Source organism: Alphaproteobacteria bacterium, assembly GCA_040216735.1.
Lineage (GTDB): Bacteria > Pseudomonadota > Alphaproteobacteria > SHVP01 > SHVP01 > CALJDF01.
The window spans coordinates 617,353-642,996 of the sequence record JAVJOO010000002.1; the positions used below are offsets into that span (position 1 = coordinate 617,353).

At 63.5% G+C, this 25,644-nt stretch carries 27 protein-coding genes; 12 read left to right on the forward strand and 15 right to left on the reverse strand.

The window, feature by feature from the left end; translation table 11 throughout:
- Positions 1 to 56: 56 nt before the first annotated feature.
- Complete coding sequence (locus RID42_04225; GenBank protein ID MEQ8246867.1) at positions 57 to 1,022, reverse strand: quinone oxidoreductase; 966 nt, start codon at positions 1,020 to 1,022, stop codon at positions 57 to 59.
- 77 nt (positions 1,023 to 1,099) lie between these two features.
- Between RID42_04225 and RID42_04230 the strand changes: the two genes are divergently transcribed.
- Positions 1,100 to 1,612: a GNAT family N-acetyltransferase gene (locus RID42_04230; GenBank protein ID MEQ8246868.1), complete on the forward strand. Its 513-nt coding sequence runs from the start codon at positions 1,100 to 1,102 to the stop codon at positions 1,610 to 1,612.
- Here the strand turns inward: RID42_04230 and RID42_04235 are convergent.
- From RID42_04235 to RID42_04255, 5 genes are all read right to left on the reverse strand, one after another.
- Complete coding sequence (locus RID42_04235; protein ID MEQ8246869.1) at positions 1,609 to 2,580, reverse strand: quinone oxidoreductase; 972 nt, start codon at positions 2,578 to 2,580, stop codon at positions 1,609 to 1,611. The genes RID42_04230 and RID42_04235 overlap by 4 nt on opposite strands.
- Positions 2,581 to 2,588: 8 nt before the next feature.
- On the reverse strand, positions 2,589 to 3,557 hold the full coding sequence (locus RID42_04240) for a quinone oxidoreductase (GenBank protein ID MEQ8246870.1): 969 nt from the start codon (positions 3,555 to 3,557) through the stop codon (positions 2,589 to 2,591).
- A 72-nt stretch (positions 3,558 to 3,629) separates the two neighbouring features.
- Positions 3,630 to 4,010 (reverse strand): rhodanese-like domain-containing protein, encoded by a 381-nt coding sequence (locus tag RID42_04245; GenBank protein ID MEQ8246871.1) that lies wholly within the window; start codon positions 4,008 to 4,010, stop codon positions 3,630 to 3,632.
- Positions 4,011 to 4,063: 53 nt separating this feature from the next.
- Positions 4,064 to 4,723: a cytochrome b/b6 domain-containing protein gene (locus RID42_04250; GenBank protein ID MEQ8246872.1), complete on the reverse strand. Its 660-nt coding sequence runs from the start codon at positions 4,721 to 4,723 to the stop codon at positions 4,064 to 4,066.
- A 14-nt stretch (positions 4,724 to 4,737) separates the two neighbouring features.
- Complete coding sequence (locus tag RID42_04255) at positions 4,738 to 5,598, reverse strand: MBL fold metallo-hydrolase (GenBank protein ID MEQ8246873.1); 861 nt, start codon at positions 5,596 to 5,598, stop codon at positions 4,738 to 4,740.
- A gap of 93 nt (positions 5,599 to 5,691) precedes the next feature.
- Here RID42_04255 and RID42_04260 point away from each other — a divergent pair, with 93 nt between their 5' ends.
- Positions 5,692 to 5,985 carry a metalloregulator ArsR/SmtB family transcription factor gene (locus RID42_04260; GenBank protein ID MEQ8246874.1) on the forward strand — a complete coding sequence of 98 codons (294 nt, stop codon included), beginning with the start codon at positions 5,692 to 5,694 and terminating at the stop codon, positions 5,983 to 5,985.
- A gap of 76 nt (positions 5,986 to 6,061) precedes the next feature.
- Positions 6,062 to 6,634 (forward strand): hypothetical protein, encoded by a 573-nt coding sequence (locus RID42_04265; GenBank protein MEQ8246875.1) that lies wholly within the window; start codon positions 6,062 to 6,064, stop codon positions 6,632 to 6,634.
- On the opposite strand, the gene RID42_04270 is transcribed toward RID42_04265, so the two are convergent.
- The 4 genes from RID42_04270 to RID42_04285 all read right to left on the reverse strand — a co-directional run bounded on the left by RID42_04270 (position 6,631) and on the right by RID42_04285 (position 10,973).
- Positions 6,631 to 7,596: a quinone oxidoreductase gene (locus RID42_04270; GenBank protein MEQ8246876.1), complete on the reverse strand. Its 966-nt coding sequence runs from the start codon at positions 7,594 to 7,596 to the stop codon at positions 6,631 to 6,633. The two genes, RID42_04265 and RID42_04270, sit on opposite strands and share 4 nt — an antisense overlap.
- Before the next feature lie 4 nt (positions 7,597 to 7,600).
- Complete coding sequence (locus RID42_04275; protein ID MEQ8246877.1) at positions 7,601 to 8,296, reverse strand: dienelactone hydrolase family protein; 696 nt, start codon at positions 8,294 to 8,296, stop codon at positions 7,601 to 7,603.
- 158 nt (positions 8,297 to 8,454) lie between these two features.
- Complete coding sequence (locus RID42_04280) at positions 8,455 to 8,916, reverse strand: methylated-DNA--[protein]-cysteine S-methyltransferase (protein MEQ8246878.1); 462 nt, start codon at positions 8,914 to 8,916, stop codon at positions 8,455 to 8,457.
- Positions 8,917 to 8,951: 35 nt separating this feature from the next.
- Positions 8,952 to 10,973 (reverse strand): thioredoxin domain-containing protein, encoded by a 2,022-nt coding sequence (locus RID42_04285; GenBank protein MEQ8246879.1) that lies wholly within the window; start codon positions 10,971 to 10,973, stop codon positions 8,952 to 8,954.
- 133 nt (positions 10,974 to 11,106) lie between these two features.
- On the opposite strand from RID42_04285, the gene RID42_04290 reads away from it, so the two are divergent.
- From RID42_04290 to RID42_04320, 7 genes are all read left to right on the forward strand, one after another.
- Entirely contained in the window at positions 11,107 to 11,361 is a 255-nt protein-coding gene (locus RID42_04290; protein ID MEQ8246880.1) for a DUF6489 family protein, read from the forward strand.
- Positions 11,361 to 11,738 (forward strand): (2Fe-2S) ferredoxin domain-containing protein, encoded by a 378-nt coding sequence (locus RID42_04295; GenBank protein ID MEQ8246881.1) that lies wholly within the window; start codon positions 11,361 to 11,363, stop codon positions 11,736 to 11,738. The genes RID42_04290 and RID42_04295 overlap by 1 nt, the downstream gene beginning before the upstream one ends.
- Before the next feature lie 127 nt (positions 11,739 to 11,865).
- Positions 11,866 to 13,191, forward strand: a complete 1,326-nt coding sequence (gene mnmE / locus RID42_04300) for a tRNA uridine-5-carboxymethylaminomethyl(34) synthesis GTPase MnmE (protein ID MEQ8246882.1) — start codon at positions 11,866 to 11,868, stop codon at positions 13,189 to 13,191.
- A 44-nt stretch (positions 13,192 to 13,235) separates the two neighbouring features.
- Positions 13,236 to 15,125: a tRNA uridine-5-carboxymethylaminomethyl(34) synthesis enzyme MnmG gene (mnmG, locus tag RID42_04305; GenBank protein ID MEQ8246883.1), complete on the forward strand. Its 1,890-nt coding sequence runs from the start codon at positions 13,236 to 13,238 to the stop codon at positions 15,123 to 15,125.
- A 54-nt stretch (positions 15,126 to 15,179) separates the two neighbouring features.
- The gene (gene rsmG, locus RID42_04310) at positions 15,180 to 15,788 is read left to right on the forward strand and encodes a 16S rRNA (guanine(527)-N(7))-methyltransferase RsmG (protein MEQ8246884.1); all 609 of its coding nucleotides are present in this window, start codon (positions 15,180 to 15,182) and stop codon (positions 15,786 to 15,788) included.
- The gene (locus tag RID42_04315) at positions 15,781 to 16,608 is read left to right on the forward strand and encodes an AAA family ATPase (GenBank protein MEQ8246885.1); all 828 of its coding nucleotides are present in this window, start codon (positions 15,781 to 15,783) and stop codon (positions 16,606 to 16,608) included. Before rsmG ends, RID42_04315 begins: the two co-directional genes overlap by 8 nt.
- A gap of 14 nt (positions 16,609 to 16,622) precedes the next feature.
- Entirely contained in the window at positions 16,623 to 17,519 is an 897-nt protein-coding gene (locus RID42_04320) for a ParB/RepB/Spo0J family partition protein (GenBank protein ID MEQ8246886.1), read from the forward strand.
- A 46-nt stretch (positions 17,520 to 17,565) separates the two neighbouring features.
- Here the strand turns inward: RID42_04320 and holA are convergent, their stop codons facing one another.
- The 5 genes from holA to RID42_04345 all read right to left on the reverse strand — a co-directional run bounded on the left by holA (position 17,566) and on the right by RID42_04345 (position 23,389).
- Positions 17,566 to 18,594: a DNA polymerase III subunit delta gene (gene holA, locus RID42_04325; protein MEQ8246887.1), complete on the reverse strand. Its 1,029-nt coding sequence runs from the start codon at positions 18,592 to 18,594 to the stop codon at positions 17,566 to 17,568.
- 12 nt (positions 18,595 to 18,606) lie between these two features.
- Positions 18,607 to 19,113: an LPS assembly lipoprotein LptE gene (gene lptE / locus RID42_04330; protein MEQ8246888.1), complete on the reverse strand. Its 507-nt coding sequence runs from the start codon at positions 19,111 to 19,113 to the stop codon at positions 18,607 to 18,609.
- Positions 19,103 to 21,670 carry a leucine--tRNA ligase gene (gene leuS / locus RID42_04335; GenBank protein MEQ8246889.1) on the reverse strand — a complete coding sequence of 856 codons (2,568 nt, stop codon included), beginning with the start codon at positions 21,668 to 21,670 and terminating at the stop codon, positions 19,103 to 19,105. Before leuS ends, lptE begins: the two co-directional genes overlap by 11 nt.
- Positions 21,671 to 21,761: 91 nt before the next feature.
- Positions 21,762 to 22,829: a 2OG-Fe(II) oxygenase gene (locus tag RID42_04340; GenBank protein ID MEQ8246890.1), complete on the reverse strand. Its 1,068-nt coding sequence runs from the start codon at positions 22,827 to 22,829 to the stop codon at positions 21,762 to 21,764.
- Positions 22,826 to 23,389 carry a DUF3576 domain-containing protein gene (locus RID42_04345; protein MEQ8246891.1) on the reverse strand — a complete coding sequence of 188 codons (564 nt, stop codon included), beginning with the start codon at positions 23,387 to 23,389 and terminating at the stop codon, positions 22,826 to 22,828. Before RID42_04345 ends, RID42_04340 begins: the two co-directional genes overlap by 4 nt.
- Before the next feature lie 147 nt (positions 23,390 to 23,536).
- On the opposite strand from RID42_04345, the gene RID42_04350 reads away from it, so the two are divergent.
- Together RID42_04350 and RID42_04355 are read left to right on the forward strand one after the other, a co-directional pair.
- Positions 23,537 to 24,178 (forward strand): TIGR02466 family protein, encoded by a 642-nt coding sequence (locus RID42_04350; protein MEQ8246892.1) that lies wholly within the window; start codon positions 23,537 to 23,539, stop codon positions 24,176 to 24,178.
- A gap of 262 nt (positions 24,179 to 24,440) precedes the next feature.
- Entirely contained in the window at positions 24,441 to 25,565 is a 1,125-nt protein-coding gene (locus tag RID42_04355) for a porin (protein ID MEQ8246893.1), read from the forward strand.
- The last annotated feature ends 79 nt before the right edge of the window (positions 25,566 to 25,644 follow it).

Genomic DNA, 25,644 nt, shown 5'->3' on the forward strand with positions numbered 1-25,644 from the left:
CACGCAAGCGCAGCCGCCAAGCCAGGACACCTCGCCCACCCGCAGGGCGGGCCGACTCAAGGTTTCAGAACCGTCGAGCCTGTGGTTTGGCGGCCCTCAAGGGCGGCGTGGGCCTTGCTGGCGTCCTTCAGCGCGAAGGTCTGGCCGATGTTGATCCTGACCGCGCCCTGCTGCACCACGGCAAAGAAGTCCTCGGCGTTGCGCAGGAGTTCGGCCCGTGTCGCGTTGTAGCCCTGCAACGTGCAGCGGATGAAGTAGCGCAGCGGCGGCAACTTGTTGAGTTGTTCTGGCGAGATCGGCCCCGACGCCTGGCCGAACGCGGCCAGGGTGCCTTCGCGGCCGACGCAGGCCCACGACTGTTCGATGGTCTTGGCGCCGATGCTTTCGTAGACGGCGGCGCAGCCGGCACCCTTCGTCACCTCTTGGACCACGGGCAGGAAGTCCTCGCGCGTGTAGACGACCGGATGGTCGCAGCCGTTGGCCCGCGCCAGCACCGCTTTTTCGTCGGTACTGACGGTGCCGATGACAGTGGCACCGAGGTGTTTCGCCCACTGGCACATCAAGAGGCCGACGCCGCCCGCCGCAGCGTGGACCAGGATCGTATCGCCGGCCTTGACCGCGCGCGTGTGGCGCAGCAGATACTGCGCGGTCATGCCCTTGAGGATGCCGGCGGCGCCATCGTCCTCGCTGATGCCTTCGGGTAGCGGGATCAATTCGTCGGCACCGATCAGGCGCTCTTCGGCGTAGCAGCCGTTAGGTGTGTGGTAAGCGACCCGCATGCCGGGCGCGACCGCGCTCACGCCGTCGCCGATAGCCTCGACCACGCCTGCCGCTTCCCAGCCCAGAATGGCCGGGGTCTCGATCGGTATGGCGCCGTTGCGGAAGGCGGTATCGAGGAAGTTGAGACCGACGGCGGTGTTGCGCACCCGCGCCTGGCCAGGGCCGGGGGTGCCGACCGGAACGTCCTCCCATTTGAGAACATCCGGGCCGCCCGTCGCATGCATGACGACCGCCTTGACCATTGGACCCTCGCGCTGTTGTTTTGAGACGAGTCATTTCCTATCACGGATGAACGGCCATCTCGACAGCGCGCTATAGGTTGCGACCAGGATCGCCCGACGACGTGCCGGCGGCCGTCGCCATCGACGACGCCGCGTTCACGATCTACCGCGATGTTGGGATCGCCGTGGATTTCGGTGTCGACCACCCGCTTGTCCTCGCCGAGGAAGCGGCGTGGCGACATTGTGCGGAAACCGGTGGGTTGTTTTTTGCGACCGCCGCGGCGGACCACCCGGTGGGGTTCGTGGCGATCGGTGCAATCGACGGTGCCGCGCATCTCGAACAGGTTGCGGTGTTGCCTGCGCACATGCGGCGCGGGATCGGACGGTTATTGATGGATAAAGCCTTTGCTGTCGCGGGCGACCATGGGCACGCCGCGATCGTTCTGACGACCTACGACCACGTTCCGTGGAACCGGCCCTACTACGCGCGTCTTGGCTTCGAGGTGCTGGCCGAGACGGACTGGGGCCCCGGCATAGCGGCGACCGTCGCGTTGCAACGCGCCCACCTGCCGATGCCGGCGCGCCGCATCGCGATGCGCAAGATTCTTTAGGGGATTAGCACCAACGACCCGGTGGTCTTGCGCGACTCCAGCAGCCTGTGGGCTTCGGCGGCGTCGGCCAGCGGCAACGCGTGTTCGATATGCGGGGTGATGACGCCCGCCTTCAGCACGTCGAAGAACGCGGCGGCGCCTTTCTCATAGGTCGGCCGGTCGCGCACCACGGCGGCCACGCTGGCCCGGGTCACGAACCCTTCAGAGGGAATATCGGCGAAGCCGAGCGGCGGCAGCGGGCCCGACGCGAGCCCGAAGGACGCGCACACCCCGTAGGGCCGCACGCACTTGAGCGAATCCAGCCAGGTATCGGCACCGACGCCGTCGTACACTGCCTGGCAGAGTTTGCCATCGGTGATCTCGCGCACCCGTGCGGCGAAGTTCTCCTTGCCGTAGAGAATGACGTGATCGCAGCCTGCTGCCTTGGCGCGGGCGGCCTTGGCGTCGGTGCTGACGGTGCCGATCACGGTGAGGCCCAGGTGCTTGGCCCATTGGCAGGCGATGAGACCGACGCCGCCGGCGGCGGCATGCCACAAAATGAAATCGCCGGGCGCGAAGGTCGTGAGGTCGTTGAGCATGTGGCCGACGGTGAGGCCCTTCATGTAGGTCGCCGCGAGATCGCGATCGTCGATCCCGCTTGGCACGCGCATGACGTCGCGCGCCGGGATCAAACGGGCCGCCGCATAACCGCCCGCCGTCAGCGGATAGGCCGCTTTGTCGCCCGGTTTGACGTGGGTGACGCCCTCGCCGACAGACTCGACGATGCCGACGGCCTCGACGCCGGGCGTCGCCGGTGGCACCAGATTGGCGAAGTGGTTGCCGGTACGGTGATAGATATCGAGGTAGTTCACCCCGGCGGCGGTTTGGTTGAGGCGAACTTCGCCGGGCCCGGGCGCCGGAACATCGACGTCTTCATAAACGAGCACCTCGGGGCCGCCGAAGGCGTGCAGACGAATGGCTTTTGTCATGGGTACTCCTAGATTTCGAGGACGGTCGATCCGGTGGTCTTGCGCGCCTCGAGATCGGCATGGGCGCGCGCGGCGTCCTTGAGCGGGTAGCGCTGGTCGATCTTGATCCGGACCGCGCCCGAGCGCACGACGGTGAATAGATCTTCGGCGCAGGCCATGAGCTGTTCGCGGGTCTTGGTGTATCCGGGGAGGGTGGTCTTCACCAAGTAGCGTTCGGGCGGCAGTTTGGCCCAGGTCTCGGGTGCGACCGGACCGGCAGCCGCGCCGTAGGAAGCGAGGGTGCCGTGGTGGGCCAAGGCCTGCATCGATTTTTCGATCGTGGTCCGACCGACCGCGTCGCAGACATAGTCGACGCCGCGCCCTTCGGTGAGCGCCATCACCCGGTCGAGGAAATCTTCTTCGGCGTAGTTGATGACATGATCGCACCCGTGGGCCTTGGCACGCTCTGCCTTGGCGGTCGAACCGACCGTGCCGATCACTGTGGCGCCGAGGTGTTTGGCCCATTGGCAGGCGATGAGGCCGACGCCGCCCGCGGCGGCGTGATAGAGCATGGTATCGCCTGGGCCCAGGCGCTTGGTCTGACGCACTAGGTACTGCGCGGTCATGCCCTTGAGCATCATCGCGGCGGCCTGATCGTCGCCGATGTCGTCGGGCAACGGCACCAACCGGTCCGCCGGTACGTTGTTGACCTCGGCATAGCCGCCGAGTTGGCTGGCATAGGCGACCCGATCGCCGACGCGTAGGGTATCGACGCCCTCCCCTAATGTTTCGACGATGCCGGTCGCTTCGCGTCCCAGAACTGCCGGGAGGGTCGCCAACGGATAAAGCCCCGAGCGCAGGTAGGTATCGATGTAGTTGAGGCCGGCAAAGGTCTGCCGGACACGCACCGACCCCGCCGCCGGTGCACCGGGATCCCAATCCTGCCAGGTCAGGTTTTCCGGCCCGCCCGTTGCGTGTAGTACGACGGCTTTGGTCATGTTGGGTCCTCCCAATGGGAGGCGCAGCATGGGGGTTGTACCCGCCACGTCAAGGGCGGGCGGGCAGGTGCGCTATTCCTTGGCGATCGGCCCGCCGGCTTGTTTCCAAGCGGCAATCCCGCCAGCCATGTTGACGGCGTTCTTAATCCCCATATCGGTCAGCGTTTTGGTGCCCATGGCGGAGCGGCCGCCCGACGCACAGAAAATAACGAGTCGTTTGCCGCTGGCGAATTCGGGCTTGTGCATCGGCCCCTGGGGGTCGGCAATGAACTCGAGGAACCCTCGGGGGGCGTGGATGGAACCTGGGATGGTGCCCTGGGCGCGTTCGGTCGCTTCGCGTACATCGACGAAGATGACGTTCTCATCGCTGGCGAGCGGCAGGGCGTCGTGGACGGAAATGGTGTCGATAACGGCATTTGCAGTGGCAATCATGTCTTTGAATCCTTGGGCCATGGGTGAAATCCCTTTCGTAATAGGCGTCGCCGGATCGGCGCGCCGCCTCCTGTTTAGCGCCGCTTGGTTCCGGTGATCATCGCGCGCGGCAGATTTTCGCGATGGACAAAACTGGCGAGCAGAACGCCGCCGATGTGCAAAAACACCAAGATCAACGTGAGGTTGGCAAGGACTTCGTGGATCTCTTCGAGGGTATCTGAGTCGTGGCTTTGACGGCCGCCGTCGTGGTCGTCTCGGTCGTCGTGTTCCTCGTCACCGCCGTCTCGGTAACCGCCGGCGGACGTCGTCGGTGGGGCGGCAGTGCTCACGATCCCGGCAAGCGGGCCGCGATTGTCCTCGACGGCGTAGAGCCACACCCCGGAGCCTACCGTACCCAGCAGTCCCGCCAGGAGCAGGATGACCATGGCGCCGCCGGCCGGGCTGTGGCCGAGGTAGCGGCGGCCGCGCAAGCGCACCAGGGCGCCGAGATAACCGATGATGACGCCCGGCCGGTAGAGGAAGTCGCTAAACCGCGCGTGCTGCGGACCGACAAAACCCCACACGATCCGCAGCACGATAATCGCGCCGACCGCGTAGCCCGCCCACACGTGAACGGTGAGGGCGTCGTCCTCGGTCAGGTAAGCGACCGCAAAGGCGAGGACCAGCGCCCAATGGGCGACGCGCACGAAGCGGTCCCAAACGGGGACATGGTCGTGGAGACGGTCGGCGGTCATGGGGGCAGGCGTCCTTACAGCGCGTCGACGGGGAGTTTGAGGTAGGAAAGACCGTTCGCTTCCGGTGGCGGTAGGTGACCGGCGCGCATGTTGACCTGGACACTGGGCAAGATCAGCACCGGCATGTCGAGGGTCTTGTCGCGTTCGGTGCGCATCTTGACGAAAGTGGCCACATCGATGCCGTCGTGGACATGGAGGTTGTTGGCCTTTTCGTCGGCCACGGTCGTTTCCCAGGCGACCTCGCGGCCCCCCGGCATATAGTCGTGGCACATGAACAGGCGGGTTTCGGGCGGCAGGGCCAGCACCTTGCCAATCGAGGCGTACAGCGTTTCAGCGTCGCCGCCGGGGAAATCGCACCGCGCCGTCCCGTAGTCGGGCATGAACAGCGTGTCGCCCACGAAGGCGGCATCGCCGATGACATAGGTGAGGCAGGCGGGCGTATGTCCTGGGGTGTGCATGACCCGGGCTTCCATTTTGCCGATCTTGAACGTCTCGCCGTCGGCAAAGAGCTTGTCGAACTGACTGCCGTCGGTTGCGAACTCCGGCCCAGCGTTGAACACGCCTGCGAAGACTTTCTGGACATCAACGATGTGGGCGCCGATCGCCGTTTTGCCGCCGAGCTTTTCTTTGAGATAGGGCGCAGCGGTCAGATGGTCGGCGTGGGCGTGGGTTTCCAGGATCCAGTCGACAGTCAGTTTCTCCTGGCGGATATAGTCGATGACCGCGTCGGCCGATTCGGTGGCGGTGCGGCCCGACTTGGGGTCGAAGTCCCGGACCGGGTCGACGATCGCACAGTGGTGTCCACCGGGTTCGCGGACGACATGGGTGATCGTGAACGTCGCAGGATCGAAAAAGGAGCGGACACTGGGTTTCATGCTGTCTCCTGGTCGGGGGTGGGCCTCGAAAGACGCGCTTCACCACTTATATATGAATGTGCTAATATATCGGCAATGGCTAAATTAGGAAAACTGAATATAAAAAAGATGGAACAGTCTGCAGCGCAGGCGAGCGCCCTTATGCGCGCGCTCGGTCACGAAAAACGGCTGCTGATCTTGTGTCATTTGACCGACGGTGAAGTATCGGTCGGCGAGCTCGCCCGCCGCGTTGATTTGCCGCAATCGCCGCTGTCCCAGCATCTCGCAAGGCTGCGCAAGGACAATTTGGTGGAAACCAGGCGCGACGCCCAGACGATCTATTACCGTCTGAGCAGCACTGTCGCGAAGAAAGTCATCAAGATCCTCTACAAGACCTACTGCGGCTGAACGCCGCACCCGCTCGTGCCCGGGTAGCGCTGCACCCACCTTTATATTCAGAGAGCCTAATATAAGGAGTGTGGCCATGTACCGGATTGCCGTTCACGGCGTCGCCCTCGGCGCGCTGGCGCTGGCCCTCGCGGCCTGCAGCGATACGGTCGTGGGCGGCGGCTTTCCCTCGGGATCCTACAACCGCGACACCCTGACTTACCTCGCCGTGTCCGGTCCGGTCCCGGTGCGTACCGTCGGCAATCCCTTTAGCGGGACGCAAGAGGCGCTGACCCAAGCCGTGGCGGACCGGTTCAGCCTTCCCGGCTGGTTTACCCCGGCAACGTTTGCGCCGGCGGCGCCGGACGCCCCAAAAAAGGGCTATCACGTCACCTTCGTGTTTAACCCGGCGGTCCAACCCGACGTGCGCGACGTGTGCGGCGACGTACCCGACCAAATCCCGCTGCAGATCGAGTCCGGCAGGTTGCGCGTGGTGGCCGCCTATTGCTACCGCGACGAAGCGATCAATCGCGTTAGCGCGCGGGCACCCCTGGCCGAGCCCGGCAGTGCGGCGTTCGGCGCGCTGCTCGATGCCATCAGTTTTTCCCTGTTCCCCGACCCCGGTCCGACGTTCAATCCGTTTCCGCGGCGCCGGAAAATCGAACCTTAGGGTTTCAGGACGATCGAGCCGGTGGTCTTGCGCCCCTGGAGGTCGATGTGGGCCTGGGCGCCGTCCTTCAGCGCATAGGTATGGTTGACCTCGATCTTGATCGCGCCCTTGGCCACGAGATCGAAGAACGCCGCAGCCGAGGCCCGCGCCTCGTCGAGCCGTCCCAACAACGTTGCGATCGATCCCTTGGTGTAGAGCACCGATTGCGGCAGGTCGTCGATGGTCAAGGTCGACGGTCCCGATGCCGCCCCGAAGGTGCAGAGCGTGCCGTAGGTCGCCAGGCAAGCCGCCGACTTCTTCGGGTTGCCGCCGCCGATGCCGTCATAGACCGCCGCGACGCCCGCGCCGCCGGTGATCTCTTTGACCCGCGCGACGAAGTCGTCCTTGGTGTAGTCGATGATGTGCGCGGCCCCGAGGCTAGTGGCGAGTTTCGCCTTGGCCTCGGTCGAGACCGTGCCGATCAGCTTGGCGCCGATATGTTTGGCCCACTGACAGGCGAACGCCCCGACCCCGCCGGCGGCGGCGTGGAACAGGATCCAGTCGCCCGCCTTGACGGGCCGCACCCGGGTAAACAGGTGGTGGACGGTGATCCCCTTGGTGATGGCGGCGGCGGCCTGGTCGTCCGAAACGTCGTCCGGTACCGGAACCAGCAGGTCGGCCTTGATCAGGCGTTCCTCGCAATAGCCGCCCGGCGCAAGCGGATAACACACGCGGTCGCCGGCCTTGATACCTTTGACGCCAGGCCCGACGGCCACAACATCGCCGGCACCCTCGACCCCTAGGATGCGGGGGAAGGCCGAGCCCGGATAGATCCCCTCGCGGTGATAGGTGTCGATATAGTTCACGCCGATCGCGCCGTGGCGCAGGCGAACCTCGCCCGGACCGGGGTCGCCGACCTCGACATCGGCCCATTCCAGAACCTCGGGTCCGCCGGCGCGGGCGGCGCGCAATGCCTTGACCATGCGCTTAACCGAGGTGCTGCTTGAAGAAGTCGAGCGTGCGCGATTCCGCGAGTTCGGCGGCTTCCCTGCGGTAGGCATCGCCGCCTTTGCGGGCAAAGGCGTGGTCCTGACCGTCATAGTCGAAGATCGCGACCTTCGGATTGCCGGCTAGGCCGTCGTGCACTTTCTTTTGCGCATCCTTGGGTACGAATTGGTCTTCGACCGCGATGTGCAACATCAAGGGGCTCTTCATGTTGGCCGCTTCGCCGAGCTTGCCTTCAATGCCGACGCCGTAATAGCCGACGTTGGCGTTGGCATCGGTGCGAACCGAAGACATGTAGGCGAGGAAGCCGCCAAGGCAGAACCCGACGGTGCCGACTTTGTTGCTGGCGCCGTGGTGGCCGCGCAGGGCGGCGATGCTATCCTGAATATCGGCGATGCCCTTTTCGACATCGAAGCGGCCGTAAAGGTCGAATGCCTTAGCGAAATCCGCTTCGCCTTCGCCGTTGATCTGGACGCCGGGTTCGAGCCGCCAAAACAGGTCCGGCACCAGCGCGACGTAGCCCTGCTTGGCGAGATCGTCGGCGATGTTGCGCATCCAGGTGTTCACACCGAACACTTCTTGGATGCATATGATGCCGGGGCCCTTGCCGCTTTCTGGCGTCGCGAGATAGCCCATAAAATTGCCGTCCCGGCCTTTGATCTGGATTTCCTGACCCATGATCGTCCTCCCCTCAAAGATGATTTGCGTTTTGTTGGCCGGACTCTACCCAGGCCTCGCGGCGGAGTCACGACAACCGGATGACAGGGCGGCGGGCCAAGGTTCCAGGCCCGGTGGGGGCCAACGGCGCGTTAGCATGCGCGTGCGCCGACTTGGCCCTAGAGCGCGAGCGCGCCCTCGAGCCTGAGCAGGGCGATCTTGGTGTCCAGGCCTTCGCCGCCGGAATACCCGCCGAGCTTGCCGCCGGCGGCCAACACGCGGTGGCAGGGAATAAACACCGGAATCGGGTTCGCGCCGCAGGCCCCGCCGATTGCGCGCGGCGCGCTCGACAGATCGCGAGCGAGGTCGGCATAGGCGCGCGTGGCACCGTAGGGAATGGCGCACATCAGGTCCCATACCTTGTGTTGGAAGGCTGTGCCGTGGGGCGCGAGGGGCAGGTCAAACCGTGTCAATGCGCCATCGAAATAAGCCGCGAGTTGTTTTGCCGCTTCGTCGAGCAACGGCGTATGCGTTTGCGTCATCCCGCGCCCGAAGTCGAGCGCGACGATCACGCCGTTGTCTTCGCTGACCGTCAGGTCGCCAACGGGCGAGTTGTAGGAAAGCTGCGGCGCGGGGGTCATATCGCTTGGTGGAGTTGTTGCATTTTCCAGGGGCGCTATGCCGGCACCGCCTCGCCCAGCTTAGCGGCATCGGTCACCGGCAACGAACAGGTTTCGCCGATGCAGACATAGGCTGTGGCTTTGGTGTCCTTCTGCGTCTTGCCCGCAGCGGGATGGTTGGACGGTAGCGCGTCGTCCGGTGCGATCACCGATAGCACCAGGTTGGGCGCCGCCAGCGCATAGGCTTCGGCGATCAACGCCTTGGTCGCGGCGTCGTTGCGGCGGCCGATGATGGCGACTTGCACGGGATTCATCCATAGATCGACATTGTTGAGGAACGTCGTGAGGCCGAAAAAATTGCGCGCGATCTCAGGCGTGAAGGTGTCGATCAGTTTGTGCGCGCGGTCGCGGTAGGCGTCGTCACCGGTGTGGAAGTAAAGCCGTCCCAGTACGCCGACCATGGTGCCGTTGCCCGAGGGCACCGCGTTGTCGGCGGCATTGCGCGGGCGGGCGATCAACGCTTCGCCGTCGGACGCGGTTTGGAAATAGCCGCCCTGGTCGGCATCCCAAAAGAAGGCGTCGAGCGTGGCGGTCCACGCCTTCGCGCGTTCCAGATATGTCGCGGCGCCGGTCGTTTCGAATAAGGCGAGCGACGCCTGCGCCATGTTGGCGTAGTCCTCGAGCATGCCGGCGTTGCGCACCTTGCCGTCGCGCGCGGCATGCCACAGCCGGTTGGCGACGTCCATTTTGTCGGTGATGAACGTCCAGGCGCGTTCAGCCGCGACCAGCCAACCGGGTTCGCCGAACACCGCTGCGGCGCGCGCCAGTGCGGCGATCATCAGACCGTTCCAATCGGCCAATACTTTGTCGTCCCAGCCCGGCCGCACGCGCCGTTCGCGGGTTTCGTAGAGAACGTTGCACAGGCGCGCGAGGTCGCCCTCGAATTGCGGATCGTGCAGGGCCATCCCGTGGCTGCGGTTGAGGATGTTCTTGCCTTCCCAATTGCCGCCGGCGGTGACGCCGAAGACTTCCTTGAACATTGGCGCGTCGACGCCCAGCGTCGCGTCGATCTCGGCTTCGCTCCAGACGTAGTACTTTCCTTCTTCGCCTTCAGAATCGGCATCGAGCGACGCGGCAAAGCCGCCGCCATTGGCAATCATTTCGCGCAAAGTCCAACCGACGGTCTCGCGAATGCGCGCTTCATAAAGGCGCGAGCCCGTGTGTTGCCAGACCTGCGTCATCAAATCGATCAGCTCAGCGTTGTCGTAGAGCATCTTTTCGAAGTGCGGCACAAGCCACGCGGCGTCCGTGGCGTAGCGCGCATAGCCGCCGCCGACATGATCGTAGATGCCGCCTTGCGCCATCTGGTCGAGCGAAACCTGGACCGCCTCGGCGAAGGACGCATCGCCGGTGCGCCGATGGGCGCGCCACAGGAACTCCAACGCGAAGGTATGGGGAAATTTCGGTGCGGTTCCGACGCCGCCCAAGGTCATGTCGACCGATTCCATCAGGCGGGCCGCCATGTTGTTCAGGAGATCGGGTGTAAGCGTCGGGGTGTCGTCGCTCGCGGGGGTGCGGGCCAGTTTCTGCAACCCCTCGACCAGGGCCGTGGTGTTCTTGGCGACGGCGTCTTTGTCGTTGGCCCAGGCGTTGGCCATCGCCTCCAGCACTTGGGGAAAGCCGGGCCGACCGAAGCGCGGCTCGGGCGGAAAATAGGTGCCGCCCCAGTAGGGCTCGGCCGTAGGCGTGAGAAACATGGTGAGCGGCCAGCCGCCCTGTTCGCCCAGCATGTGCAGTGCATTCATATAGATCGTGTCGATGTCGGGCCGTTCTTCGCGGTCGACCTTGACGTTGATGAAGCGCGCGTTCATCACCGCCGCGATGTCCGGCGATTCGAAACTTTCGTGAGCCATCACGTGGCACCAATGGCACGCCGCGTAACCGATCGACAGCAGGATCGGTTTGTCCTGGTCGCGCGCAGCCTTGAGCGCTTCTTCGCCCCACGGCCACCAGTGCACGGGATTGTCCTTGTGCTGTTGCAGATAGGGGCTGGTTTCGTCGGCGAGGCGATTGGTCATGACGGCTTTCTAGGTTATGGCCGGCGACCATAACATGCACGGCTGGGCGCAAAACCGGACGGCGCGTAGGGACAAACGCCCTCGCCCCGAATAGTGGCGCACGTTATAAGAAGGGCGACGAGGAGGCGACACCATGAAGATTCATTTCGACATCGACTGCACCCCGGAGGAGGCACGCGCTTTTCTGGGTTTACCGGATGTCTCCGGTCTGCAGGCCAACGTTGTCGCCAAACTGCGCGAGCGCCTGCTCGCCAACATCGACAGCATGGAACCCGACGCCTTGCTCAAGACCTGGATGCCGGCGGGCATCGAGGGGTGGGAAAAGATGGTCAAGGGTTTTTGGGATCAGATGGGCGCCGCACCGGGCGAGACGAAGAAGAGCAAATAATGGATGACACCGTGAACGACACCTCGGTCGATGGGACGGCGGCGGCTCAACAGCCCTACTACAACAAGCACGTCTTTTGTTGCATGAACCAGCGCGACGCTGCGCACCCGCGCGGCTGCTGCATGGAAAAGGGTGGCGCCGAACTGCGCGCCTATATGAAAGACCGGGCACGCGAATTGAAACTCAAACGGGTGCGGATCAACCAAGCAGGCTGCCTTGACCGCTGCGAACTTGGTCCGACGATGGTCATCTACCCCGAAGGCATTTGGTACACCTACACCACCAAGGAAGACGTCGACGAAATCCTGCAATCGCATTTCGTCGAGGGCCGGGTGGTGACGCGCTTGATGCTCCAACCCGACCAGAAAGAGCTGTAGGGGTCGTCCTTACCTGCACCCGCCGATCCCTGCGGGGCGCTGCGCTTCGTATGGCGTTTCCAACGGACCCATGAGATCACCGAAACGCTATAAGTAAGCGCCCACGGAGTCTGTTGCAGCGGGATCGATGACTCACAGCGACACCATCTTTGCTTTATCGAGCGGCCAGGGACGCGCAGGGGTTGCGGTGATTCGGCTCTCCGGGCCGGGTGCCGGCGCGGCGGTGGCGGCCTTGAGCGGTGCGCCGCCGGGACCGCCCCGCACGATGGTGCTGCGGGATCTTCGTGGGCCGGATGGAGCACAGGTCGACCGGGCGATGGTCGTGTGGTTTGGCGCACCGCGCAGCGTGACGGGCGAGGATGTGGTCGAGTTCCATGTTCACGGTGGGCGGGCGGTGGTTGCGGCAGTGCTCGGTGCCCTGGCCCAGGTGACCGGTTGCCGGCCGGCGGTGGCGGGGGAGTTTACCCGCCGTGCCTTCGACAACGGCAAGCTCGATCTCACACAAGTCGAGGGACTGGCCGATCTGATCGATGCCGAGACGGAGGGCCAACGCCGCCAGGCGCTGCGGCAAATGGAGGGCGCGTTGGGCGCGCTCTACGATTCCTGGCGGACGCGGTTGATGCGGGCGCTGGCGCACCTCGAGGCCGACATCGATTTCCCCGACGAGGATTTGCCCGGGCATGTGCCAGAGGCCTTGGCCCGCGATCTTGCCGGGTTGGCCGGGGAGATGCGCGCCCATCTCGACGACAAGGGCATCGGGGAGCGCACCCGCGGCGGCATCCAGGTCGCGATTCTGGGTGCCCCAAACGTCGGAAAATCTAGTATTCTCAATAGGTTAGCGAAACGCGACGCGGCGATTGTCGCGGCCACCGCCGGCACCACGCGCGACGTCGTCGAGGTCCAGCTCGACATTGCTGGGTTACCGGTGACGCTCGCCGACACCGCCGGCCTGCGCGATGCAGGCGACGCGGTCGAGCGTGAGGGCATTCGCCGCGCCGAACGCCGGGCCGCCGAGGCTGACGTCAAGATTGCGGTGTTCGATGCGCAGGCCTGGCCGTACCGCGATGAGGCGACGGCGGCGGTGGTTGATGCCGCAACGCTCGTCGTGGTGAACAAAGTCGATTTGGCTAAGACGACGAGCGACGATGCGAGTGTGATCGGCGTGTCAGCCGCGACTGGTGTGGGCTTCGACGATTTGATCGCCGCGCTTAAGGCGCGGGTGGGGGCGGTCGCAAATGACGCCGTCGAGGCGCCGCCGCTGACCCGATTGCGGCATCGCCAAGCGGTGGGCGAGTCCCTCGCAGCCTTGACCCGCGCGACCGCCGCGGTGGCCGCCGAACTACGGGCCGAAGATATGCGCTTGGCCGCGCGGGCGCTGGGGCGGATCACCGGGCGGGTCGATGTGGAAGACCTGCTCGATGTAATCTTTCGGGATTTCTGCATCGGCAAGTAGCGGCGCGGTGGACTTTGTCCACAGGCCGGCGCTACAAACGCGCGATGCGCGACGGTCTACATAGCCTAACTCCGACCGGGGTCGACGTCATTGTTGTCGGCGGTGGCCATGCCGGGTGCGAAGCCGCGGCCGCCGCGGCACGGTTTGGCGCGCGCACCCTGTTGCTCACCCACAAACGCGCGACCATCGGTGAGATGTCCTGCAACCCCGCGATTGGCGGGTTGGGGAAGGGGCATTTGGTACGCGAGATCGATGCCCTCGATGGTCTCATGGGTCGGGTCGCGGATGCCGCGGGGATACAATTCCGGCTGCTCAATCGGCGTAAGGGGCCGGCGGTGCGGGGCCCCCGGGCCCAGGCCGACCGCGCGTTGTACCGGGAGAGCATGCAAGCAGCCCTTGCAGCCATTCCCGGTCTGACTGTTGTTGAGGGCGGGGTCGAAGATCTCGTGGTCGAGAACGGTCGGGTCGCCGGTGTCGTCACCGGGGACGGCGACACCTACCGTGCCGGCGCCGTTGTCGTTACCGCGGGGACGTTCCTGCGCGGTCTCATCCATATCGGCGAGAAAAAAATACCCGCGGGGCGCGTCGGCGAGGCACCGGCGAACGGTTTGTCCCGGCGTTTCGAAGCGATCGGGTTTGGGCTCGGACGGTTGAAGACCGGGACGCCCGCGCGGTTGGACGGCCGGACCATCGATTGGGCCCGAACCGAGGTTCAACCGGGCGATGACGACCCGGTGTTCTTTTCCTTTTTGACCACGAAGGCGACGGCCCGCCAGGTGCCGTGCCATATCACCGGTACGACCGAAGCGACCCATCGAATCATCCGCGACAACCTCGCGCGCTCGCCGATGTATTCCGGTCAGATCGAAAGCGTGGGACCGCGGTACTGCCCCTCGATCGAGGACAAGGTGGTGCGCTTCCAAGAGAAGGCTGGACACCAAATTTTCCTTGAGCCAGAAGGACTTAGCGACCACACGATCTATCCAAACGGGATTTCCACGTCGCTGCCCGAAGACGTCCAGTACGCTTTCCTGCGCACGATTCCGGGGCTTGAGAACGTCACGGTCGTTCGTCCCGGATACGCCATCGAATACGACTATGTCGATCCGCGCGAGTTGCACGCGACGTTGGAGACCAAGCGGTTGCCAGGGCTCTATTTGGCCGGGCAGATTAATGGAACGACCGGGTACGAAGAGGCTGGAGCGCAAGGTCTGATGGCCGGGTTAAATGCGGCCCGCGCAGCGGGGGGCCGCGACGGGGTCGTGATCGACCGTGCGACGGGCTACATTGGCGTGATGATCGACGACCTCGTGACGCGGGGGGTCAGCGAACCCTATCGGATGTTTACCTCGCGGGCCGAGTATCGATTGACGTTGAGGGCCGATAACGCCGACCAGCGGCTGACACCGCTTGGTCAAACGGCAGGGTGCGTGGGGTTAACACGGGCGACGGCGTTCGCGGGCAAAATGGTGCGCCTCCAGAGCGGACAGGCGCTTGCCCGGGAGCTGACGATGAGTTCCTCTGCGGCGCGGAACAACGGTCTGAGCGTGAGCGCCGACGGAGTGACACGGTCGGCGGCGCAGCTTTTGGCGTATCCGGGCGTCACCGTGGCGCGGTTGGCGACGGTGTGGCCGGCGCTGGGCGATCTTGGTACCGACGTGGTGGAACAGCTCGAAGTGGAGGCCCATTACGCCGGGTACCTGGAGCGGCAATCGGCGGACATTGTCGCCTTCCGCCGCGACGAGGATCTTGGCCTGCCCACGGACCTCGACTACGCCTCGGTCGGCGGTTTGTCGATTGAAGTTCGAGGGCTGCTGGAGCGACACTGCCCCAGGACCTTAGGGGCTGCATCGCGGATCCCCGGGATGACGCCGGCGGCCTTGGTCGCTTTGTTGCGCCATGTCCGGGGCGCCGAGCGGCGCCGATCTGCATAAATGTTTCACGTGAAACATTAGACAACACAACTGACCTATGTTTCACGTGAAACAATGACCCCCGAGGCCTTCCAGGCGGCGGTGGGCGTGTCCGATCAAGCCATCGGTCGGCTGAAACAATACCTCGATCTCCTGAACAAATGGCAGGCGCGGATCAACCTGGTCGGGGCCTCGACACTTGACGACCCGTGGCGCCGCCACCTACTGGACGCGGCGCAGTTGCTTCCCCATATCCCCGCCGATGGCGGGCCGATCGTGGACCTGGGTGCCGGCGCGGGGATCCCCGGTTTGATCCTTGCCGCGTGTGGCGTGACGGACGTTCATCTGATCGAGTCCAACGCCCGCAAGGGTGTCTTTCTCCGCGAGGCGGCGCGGTTGATGGCGGTCGAGGTGACGGTACACACGGCGCGGGTTGAGGTCGTTACACTGGCGCGTCCCGCTGCCGCGGTAACGGCACGGGCGCTGGCACCGTTGACCGACCTGCTCGGCTACGCGATCCGCTTCGCAGGCCCCGGCACGCGGTGTCTTTTTCTCAAAGGACAAGATGTTGTTATTGAATTGACCGAAGCCCGTAAATCTTGGAACATGTCGGCGCAGCTTGTGGATAGTTTGAGCGATCCGAGCGGGCGGCTTGTGGTGGTGGAGGAATTCGCACATGTCTGAGCTATCGACGACAACGGTGCCCGAGATGGTCGCGGCCAAGCATCACCGCGTTTACGCGATCGCCAACCAAAAGGGCGGCGTCGGCAAGACCACGACGACCATCAACCTGGCGACCGCGCTGGCCGCAGTCGGCAAGCGGGTCTTGGTGATCGACCTCGATCCCCAGGGCAATGCCAGTACCGGGTTGGGTTTCGATCAATCGAATCGGACGGTGACGGCCTACGACGTTCTTTCCGGGTCAGTGCCTTTGCGCCAAGCGATACGGCACACGCCGATCCCAGGACTTGACCTCGTGACCTCGACGGTCGATCTGCTGGGGGCCGAGATCGAACTGATCGACATGGACCGCCGCAGCTACCGGATGCGCGACGCGATTGAAGCCGCCGATACCGACCACGACTTCATCTTGATCGACTGCCCGCCGGCGCTGGGTCTACTGACGCTTAACGCGCTCTCGGCCGCCGATGCGGTCCTGATCCCCCTGCAGTGCGAGTTCTTTGCACTCGAGGGTCTCAGCCAATTGCTGCGCACCGTCGACCGGGTCAAACGGTCGTTCAACCCCGACCTGGAGTTGACCGGGGTGGTGTTGACGATGTTCGACAAGCGGAACAACCTGTCCGAACAGGTCGCCGCCGATGCGCGCGGCCACTTGGGCGACAAGGTCTATGACACCATTATTCCTCGCAACGTGCGGATCTCGGAAGCGCCGTCGCACGGTAAGCCCGCCCTGCTCTACGATCACAAATGCGCCGGCAGCCGAGCCTACATGGCGTTGGCCAAGGAATTCCTGCGCCGCGAGCGGGTTCCGCTGGCGGCCTGACGATGGAGGGCACGATGGCTGACGACGCACCGCGCAAGGGGCTGGGCCGGGGTCTCTCGGCGCTTCTCGGCGACGACCGCGAGGACTATGCCGCGCTCGACCAGGTCAAGGCCGCCCCGCGCGACCTGCCGATCGAGTTCCTGATGCCAAGCCCGTTCCAACCGCGTCACAGGTTTGACGAGGAGAACTTGCGCGAACTGGTGGCCTCTGTGCGTGAGCACGGAATCCTGCAGCCGATCCTGGTCCGGCGCCACGGCGACACCGGCGATCGCTATGAAATCATCGCCGGCGAGCGGCGTTGGCGCGCCGCGCAACAGGCGCGCCTCACCAAGGTTCCGGTCGTCGTCAAGGATTTCAACGACGCCGAAGCGCTCGAAGTCGCGCTGATCGAGAACGTCCAACGAGAGGACCTGACGCCGATCGAAGAGGCCCAAGGTTACCAGCGCCTGATCGATGAATTCGCCCATACCCAGGAACAGGTTTCCAAGCTGATCGGGCGCAGCCGCAGCCACATCGCCAACACCCTGCGGCTAATGAACCTCCCGATGGAAGTGCGGGAAATGTTGCACACCGGGTTGTTGACCGCCGGTCATGGCCGGGCCCTCTTGAACGATCCAAATCCGGTGGCTGCCGCCAAGCGCATCGTGGCCGGCGGACTCAACGTCCGCGAGGCCGAAGCTCAGTCCCCGAAGAAACGGCGGGCTACGGCAGCGGTACCGGCCAAGGACGCCGATACGCTGGCTCTGGAGCGGGATCTGTCGAGCGCTTTAGGGCTCCACGTGAGCGTCGGATTCAAGGGCGAGAAAAAGGGTGGGACCCTCAAGATCGCCTACAGCACCCTCGATCAGCTTGACGAGATTTGCCGCCGACTTCTGCACCATCCCCAGGGATCGAACGGTACCCCGGATTAGTCGTTACGGTTTCGCAACAATAAGGACGGCGGGGTTGGCGCCGCCCTCATCCAGGAGTTCGAGCGGCAGCGGCGATCCGAATTAGGGCACGTTCAAGGAGAGCGGCATCAGGAAATCCGGTGGTTTTGCAATTTAGTTCCGCTTCCGTAACAATCTGAAGGGCGCGCCCAAGGTGGGATGGCGACCAGCGTTGAAGCTGCGCCGAAAACTCATTTTGCTGTTTGAAAAAAACCGGTGGTCGCAATCGGGTCATCGCCGTCTTCGGCGGTGTGCCGGTCTGATAATCCGCCGCCGCCAGCATCAGCCGTTGGAAATGCCGACCCACCGCGCGAATGATCGCCACAGGCGCGACGCCCTCTCGGTAGGCCCGTTGAAGCGCATCGTCTAACCGGACGGCATTGCCACTCGCCGTGGCCATGGCGACATCGTCAGTCGAGACGGCTCCAACATCTCCCACCGACTGTTCGACATCGGCCACGCTGATTGTCCCGCCGCCGTCGCCCTTGAACAGAATCAGTTTTTCGACCTCGCCGCGGGTCACCATTCGGTCGCCGCCCAACCGGCTCGCCAAATCATCGATCGCCGCGGGTTCGATTTGTAAACCGGCCGATTTGACCGACTGCCGAATCAATTGGGTCACCGATTCCGCATCGTCGACATAGCAAGGTACTGCCGCCGCGCCCTTCGCTTTCTCGAATACCTTGCGGAGGCCCGACCGGGGCCCGAGGTCCCCGGCCTCGACAACAAAAAAAGCCTCGCTGCGGTCGAGTTCCAAAATCGGTTCGAAGGCCTTCACCACGCTTTCATCGGCTTGACGAACCAGCACCACGCGGCTTTCGCCGGTCAAACTCATAGAAGCAGATTCGTCGACAATCCGTGCCGGATCATCCGCAATCTTTCCAGCTTCAATTTCCAAAAATCGAAACGGATCGTCGGCATCGCCGAGCACGCTGCGGACAAGGGCGCGCCCGCGTTCGCGGACCAAGCCGCTATCCGGTCCATACAACAACACGGCAACCACATTACCGGGCCGCTTGCGGAGAAAAACATCGGCTTCGCGGGCGGACACTTTCACGGTGCGCCTGGCCTAGGTATCTGTCGCGTTGAAGTGTACGCCGAGCCGCAGGGCAATACTGTCGGCGACTTGTCGTGCCGCGCGGCGCAAAGCGTCGGCCTCGGCCGTGATGTTGGCGAACTCGGAACGCACGATGTTGAAGGCAGCGACGGAGCGCGTCTGGCCGCTCGTCACCACCGCGCCTGTCGCGATCTCCCGTAACACAAACGTCGCCTCTAACGCGACGTTGAAACGCGTTGCCTGTTCGTCGCGCTGAAACGCAACGCCTTCTTTGGTTTGCTCGAGCGTGACGGTGAGCTCGTACACCGGGGCCTGCGGGACGCCCCGCGGCGTCAACGAATCAATAAGTTGATTGTGGACGAGTTGGCCGACCCGATCGTCAATGGGTACAACGGCAATGCCACCGAACGCCTGCCGCACTTGTTCCCCGCCGGCTCGTTCGCCGTACAGCGGTTGAAATCCGCAGCCGCCGAGTAGGAGCCCGCACATCACGACCGCTGCGGCGAACCTAGACAACAATATTCACAATCTTGTCGGGTACGACGATCACTTTGCGCGCCGTCTTCCCGTCCATCGCCCGTACAACATTGTCGAGCGCGAGCGCAGCTGACTCGAGAGACGCGCGATCAGTCCCCTTTGCCACCTCCAATGTGCCGCGCAATTTCCCCGACACCTGAACCGCGATCGTCACGCTGTCATCGGTCGCCAACGCCAGGTCGGCCTCGGGCCAGGCTTCCTCGGCCAACAAAGAAGTATGGCCGAGCCTTTGCCATAGTTCCTCCGCCAGATGCGGCATCATCGGTGCGACCAACTGGACCAACGCCTCAAGACCTTCACGCAACGGTCCGGACCCGACCGACCCTTTCGCGTCGCCAAGTGTATTGGCCAATTCATAGATCCGCGCCACCGCACGATTGAACCGCAGCGCCTCGAGGTCGTCGCTCACAGCGAGGATGGTCTTGTGCACTACGCGGCGCAGCGCCACCGTTGCCGCGTCCTGCGCACCATCGCTCCCGGTTTCCGCCTCGAGTTCGGCGACCGAAGAGAGGATCAACCGCCATAGCCGATTGGTGAACCGCCAAGCGCCCTGGACGCCGGATTCAGTCCATTCGAGGTCGCGCTCCGGCGGGCTGTCGGACAGCATGAACCACCGCGCCGTGTCCGCACCGTACTGATCGATGATCGAGCCGGGATCGACGACATTTTTCTTGGACTTCGACATCGATTCGGACCGCCCGATCGTGACCGGCGTACCGTCGTCGCCCTTGGTTGCGCTGCCATCCGGATGAAAAACGACGTCTTCCGGATAGAGCCATTTGCCCGCCGCACTTTTATAGGTTTCGTGGCACACCATGCCTTGGGTGAATAAACCGGCGAAGGGCTCATCCATCGCCACGTGACCGCAGCGGCGCATCGCACGGACAAAGAATCGCGAATACAGAAGATGCAAAATCGCGTGTTCAATTCCGCCGATGTATTGATCGACCGGGAGCCAGTAGTCGACCGCATTCCTTTCGACCGGGATATCGGCGCGGGCCGAACAAAAACGCGCGAAGTACCACGACGAATCGACGAACGTATCGAGGGTGTCGGTTTCGCGTCGCGCCGCCGCGCCGCATTTCGGACAGGTCGTGTTCTTCCATGTCGGATGATGATCGAGCGGGTTACCCGGCTTGTCGAAGGTGACATCGTCGGGCAGCACGACGGGTAGCGTCGCAATTGGCACCGGCACGATCCCGCACGCTTCGCAATGGATCACAGGCACCGGGCACCCCCAGTAACGCTGCCGCGAGACGCCCCAATCGCGCAAACGGAAGTTGACCGTTGTAACGCCACACCCGAGATCGGCGAGGCGCTTCGCCATCTCCGTCTTGGCCGCCGGCACGGTCAGCCCGTCGAGGAAGTCGGAGTTGATCAACAGCCCGTCATCGACGAAGGCTTCGTCGCCCACCGTAAAGGTCGTTGGGTCCGCTCCTTTGGGGGCGACAACAGGGATAACGTCGAGCCCTAGTTTGCGGGCGAAATCGAGGTCGCGCTGATCGTGGGCCGGGCACCCGAAAATCGCGCCGGTGCCGTATTCCATCAACACGAAATTGGCGATAAATATCGGCAGTTCGCGCCCGTCGAACGGATGCAGCGCCTTGAGACCGGTGTCGAACCCCTTCTTCTCGACGCGTTCGATCTCGGCTTCGCTAGTGCCCATCCGGTTGCATTCGGCGATGAACGTGGCCGCATCGGCGTTGCCCTCGGCGACGCGCTTGGCCAGAGGATGACTCGGCGCCAAGGCGCAGAAGGTCGCGCCGAATAACGTGTCGTGACGGGTTGTGTAGACCTCGAGAGTCTCTTTGCTCTCTTTTAGGGCGAATGTGAGCCGGACTCCCTCGGAGCGACCGATCCAATTTTCCTGCATCAACCGGACGCGCTCGGGCCACCGCTCCAGCGTCTTTAACGATGCCAACAGATCGTCGTTGAATTCCGTGATCTTGAAGAACCACTGGCTGAGCTCGCGCTTCTCGACCAATGCGCCCGAACGCCATCCCCGGCCGTCGATAACTTGCTCGTTGGCCAACACGGTGTGATCGACAGGATCCCAGTTGACGACGGACTTACGTCGGTACACCAGTCCGGCCTCCAGCATCTCGAGGAAGAGCTGCTGCTGGTGGCGGTAGTAACCGGGATGACAGGTGGCGATTTCGCGAGACCAATCGAGCGACAGCCCCATGCTTTTCAACTCGGCGCGCATCGCATCGATATTGTCGTAGGTCCATTTCGCGGGGTGCACGCCCATGTCCCGCGCGGCGTTCTCGGCAGGTAGGCCGAAGGCGTCCCACCCCATCGGATGCAATACGTTGAATCCGCGGGCACGCTTGTAACGAGCAACCACGTCGCCAAGCGTGTAGTTGCGTACATGCCCCATGTGAATCCGGCCCGACGGATAGGGGAACATCTCGAGCACATAGTACTTGGGCCTCGTCGAATCGACGGTGGATTCGAAAACCTTGCGGTCGGCCCACACCTTCTGCCAACGAATCTCGGCTTCCTTGGCGTTGTAGCGCTCGATGTCCTGTGTACTCATCTGCCTTAAGGGCGTTGATTGTGCCGCCGCCTGAATAACCCACCCGCCGCAAACTCACAACGGGCCCGGGCGCGCCGGCCCGCAGATGAGGCTATTTGCGCTTCCCTTGCTGGAGCTTTTGCCGTTCGCGTTCGCCAAAAAAGAAGCACAAAAGGACGAAGCGTTCTCCCTCAAGCACGGGCATCACCTCGTGCAATAACGAGCAACTGAAGACCAGCGCTTCGCCGGCTCTTGGCTTGTACTCCTCGGGCCCGAACTCGGCGAAGCGCAATCCGCCGCCGGTGTATTCGTCCGGTTCGTTGAGCAACAACGACATTGCGAAGCGGCGAAATGCGATCGCCGGTGCGTTGTTGTCGCGGTGGGCGCGAAAATACCCACCCGTGTCGGCCCCGTAGCGCGCGACCTTGAGCTCGGTCGTACCGACGACCTGGAAGTCGAAGGCCTTGGCAACCTCGGGCGCGACGCGGCGGCCGATCAGATTGGCAATGCGCGCGCGCAGGTCTTTGTCATCGACGATATGGTCGCGCCGCGCCTTCGAGGTTTGGCTTTCGACCCCGTCGTCGCGATTGGCGCGCGGGTTGAATGAGCCGCTGGCGAAGTTCCCTTCGGTCCGCCACATGTGCATGAGATCGCTGCACAACGCTGCGTCGAAAACTTCCGGTACGGTCAAGATCGGCGCCGGTCGCGGTACGGCAACCGGGGACGGTTGGCGGGCAACGCTGTCGACGGCGGTTACAACCGCTTCCACCGCGACCGTGGGATCGTCGGTTCGCGACACAGCGGCTACGCGCAGACGGCGGTCGAGAACATAGATCGTCAACGTCGGCACTGCGCGGTCGCCGGCATGGCAGTAAACGTCGCTGACAGTTCCCTTGGGATCGGCAAGGACGCCGACGGGGATGTTCAGCCGTACCGCCAGGGCGCCATTGTCCGCACAGGACAGCCGGGTAACGATGAAGACGTCGGCCTTTTTGAGACGTCCCAGCGCGGCAACGAACGGCGCCAGCACCGCGTCGTCGCGCCCGTCGCAAAAGGCGAACACCATCGGGTTGCCGCGCGAATGGATACTCAGGCCGGTCGGGTTACCCCCAACGTCCGGAAGCTGGAAATCCGGGACGCTGTCGCCACGCTCGAAAACGACCCGTGGCGCAGCCGTCATCGGCTGCCGAAGGTCGAATTGATGCGCAATTCCCGGGCCCGCGTCAGGATCGCGTTTTCCAGGGTCGGCGCGGTGTCCGCGGCCGGGCGGATATCGTCCCAGCCTTGGGCGCCGCTCCGCTGTTGCTTGAACAACGCAACCCGAATCCCGTCGGCTCGCAGTCGCGTGTCGAGGATATAAACGGTCATCTTGAACCGCTCGTTCGGGGTTTCCGGGGGGCTGAACCAATCGGTGATGATGACGCCGCCAAAGGGATCGGCGGAGGCCAGCGGCATGAAGGAAATGGTATCCAGCGAGGCGCGCCACAGGAAGCTGTTGACGCCAATCCCGCCGCCGCCTTGGCCCTCGTCGTCGCGGTTGCCGCCGAAGGTAAGGCCGTCCTCGCCTGTGAGTCGTCCGCCGGTACTCGCGCGGGCGACACTTTTAGGGGCCGAAACGCCTGGCGAAACGTCGACATACTCCTCGGAGGTGTTGTCCGGCCGGACGTTGCCGCAGGCCGCGACGCTCAATATCGCGACGCCAAGAAAAACCGGTCCGAGGTATCGTCCGAATCGCGTCACAATGTTGGTCCCTTCATTGGTACGACCCCGCCGATCGGGCGGAACCTTGGGCGGAACTATGCTAGTACCGAACCCTCAATATGGCATCAATATGGCATCTGGCGCCGCCAAAGGAACAGCGCCGGCAAAGAAATTCGGAACCCGGACATGAAAATCAAGGTTGAACTCGATGGCGGTATTCGGCTGCTGTGGCCGACCCCGGTCTTGCAAAAGATTTACCCGGAGGCGGACGCCCTAAATCCGCGCCTTGGGGAGATCATTCGTGCGCGGCAAAAACAGGACCCCGGCATCGGTAAGAGCGTCGTCGCCGGATGGCATTCGCGCGAGGACGTGATGGCCTGGCCGGAAGCGGAAATCGGACAACTGCGCGATTGGATCGTGGACGCCGTCGCTACCGTCATGCTGCCGACCACGGGCAAAGACACGAATGCCTTCGCGGCGTCGGGCAAAATATCGGCGTGGGCGAACGTCTTGCGCAACGGTGGGTATCACCGGCTCCACACCCATCCAGGCTGCATGTGGTCGGGCGTCTACTACATCGAGACCGGCAAACCGGATCCGAACGTGGCGACGTCGGGCCGCTTGGAACTGATCGACCCGCGCACCGCAGTGGAAATGCTGCCGGTGCCGGAGACGCCCTACGGACAACCGGTGATGATCGACCCCGTTCCTGGGATGATGGTGGTATTTCCAAGTTGGCTGCGCCACATGGTGCACCCGTTCGTCGGTAAAGGCGCGCGTGTGACCATTGCGTGGAACCTGCTAATCGAAGATTACAACCCTAAATAACACCTTGCCGGCACCTGCACCCTAATGGCGGGCGAGCTCGTCTTCAATCGACATCTGGCTTCTCACCGACAAGTCCGCTAACCCAAACGATATTTCGACATTGTGTCTCAACTACAACACTGAGCGAATAAAGACACACGCATTCACTTCAAATGCTTGTCTCGCCGAACGAGTTTGGGTCTAATGCCGCGGTCCAAGTACGTAACGACAACAATCGCGGCTGACGGGCATAACCGTCGGGCGTCTCTGAGAGAGGTAGTTAATGAAAAAGGCACTTATTGGAACCTCGGCGCTCATCGCCGTTGGTCTCCTGTCGGCGCAAGCCGCAAATGCCGCAGACAAGATCTCATTGGGTCTGTCGGGCAACTATCGTGTGGTTGGCGGTTTCGTCAATCAGGACGACGGTACCGGCCAGGGCGCTGCGAACACCCGTAGCCACGGGATCGGCACCGACGGTCTCATCACCTTCCGTGGGTCGACGACCCTCGACAACGGCATCGAAGTCGGCGTTTCGGCGGACCTCGAGCTCCAGGAAACCGGTGGCGCCGGCGGTGGTGATACCATCGACGAGCACTACATCTGGCTCGAAAACCAGGACGTCTGGGGCCGCATCGAAATGGGCGATCGCGACGGTGCTCACAACAAGATGAACACGCTTGCGCCGTTCGTCTTCGGTGTGTCGATCGTTGGCGTGCAGACCATTCAGTTGGCAACGGCGCCGACCGGTTCCGGCGGGTTCATCCTGCTCGTGCCGCGGTCGTCCGACGCGACGAAAGTCACGTATTACACGCCGAAGTTCGGTGGTTTCCAGCTCGGCATTTCCTACACGCCGGACAACAACGAAAACATCGGTCGCTTCGGCGCCGGTACCACGACTGAGAACGATGCCGGTGCAGTCGACCAGTTCATCGATCTCGGTGCCAACTGGAACGGCAAGCTGGGCGATGCTTCGGTCAGCGCGTCTGCCGCTTACTCGACGGCTTCCGCTGAAGCCGCCAACAGCAACGACCTCAAAGAGTGGAACGCCGGCCTGAAGGTCTCCATGATGGGTTGGTCGTTTGGCGCCCAGTACAAGAACGAGGACGACTCCTCGCCGGGCGACGTGAGCACCATTCGTGACACCGAGCGTGTGAGCTGGAAGGTTTCCGGCACCTACGCAACGGGTCCGTGGCTCCTCGGCATCGAGTACGCCCAGGAAGACACCGAAGTGACCGCCACCACCGAGGACCAAGTGACGGTCTGGGGTGTTGGTGCGAAGCGGACCTTGGGCCCGGGCGTCAGCGCCGGTCTCGCCGTTCACATCTGGGAGTGGGAAGACGACGCAAACGCCGTTGCCGCTCAGAACGATGCGACGGAAATTCTGCTCATCACCGAAGTCAGCTTCTAAGTCAGCCGACTTACGAGATGGGAAAGGGCGGACTTCGGTCCGCCCTTTCTTTTTGTGCGCTGCCTATCGGCACTCGCTG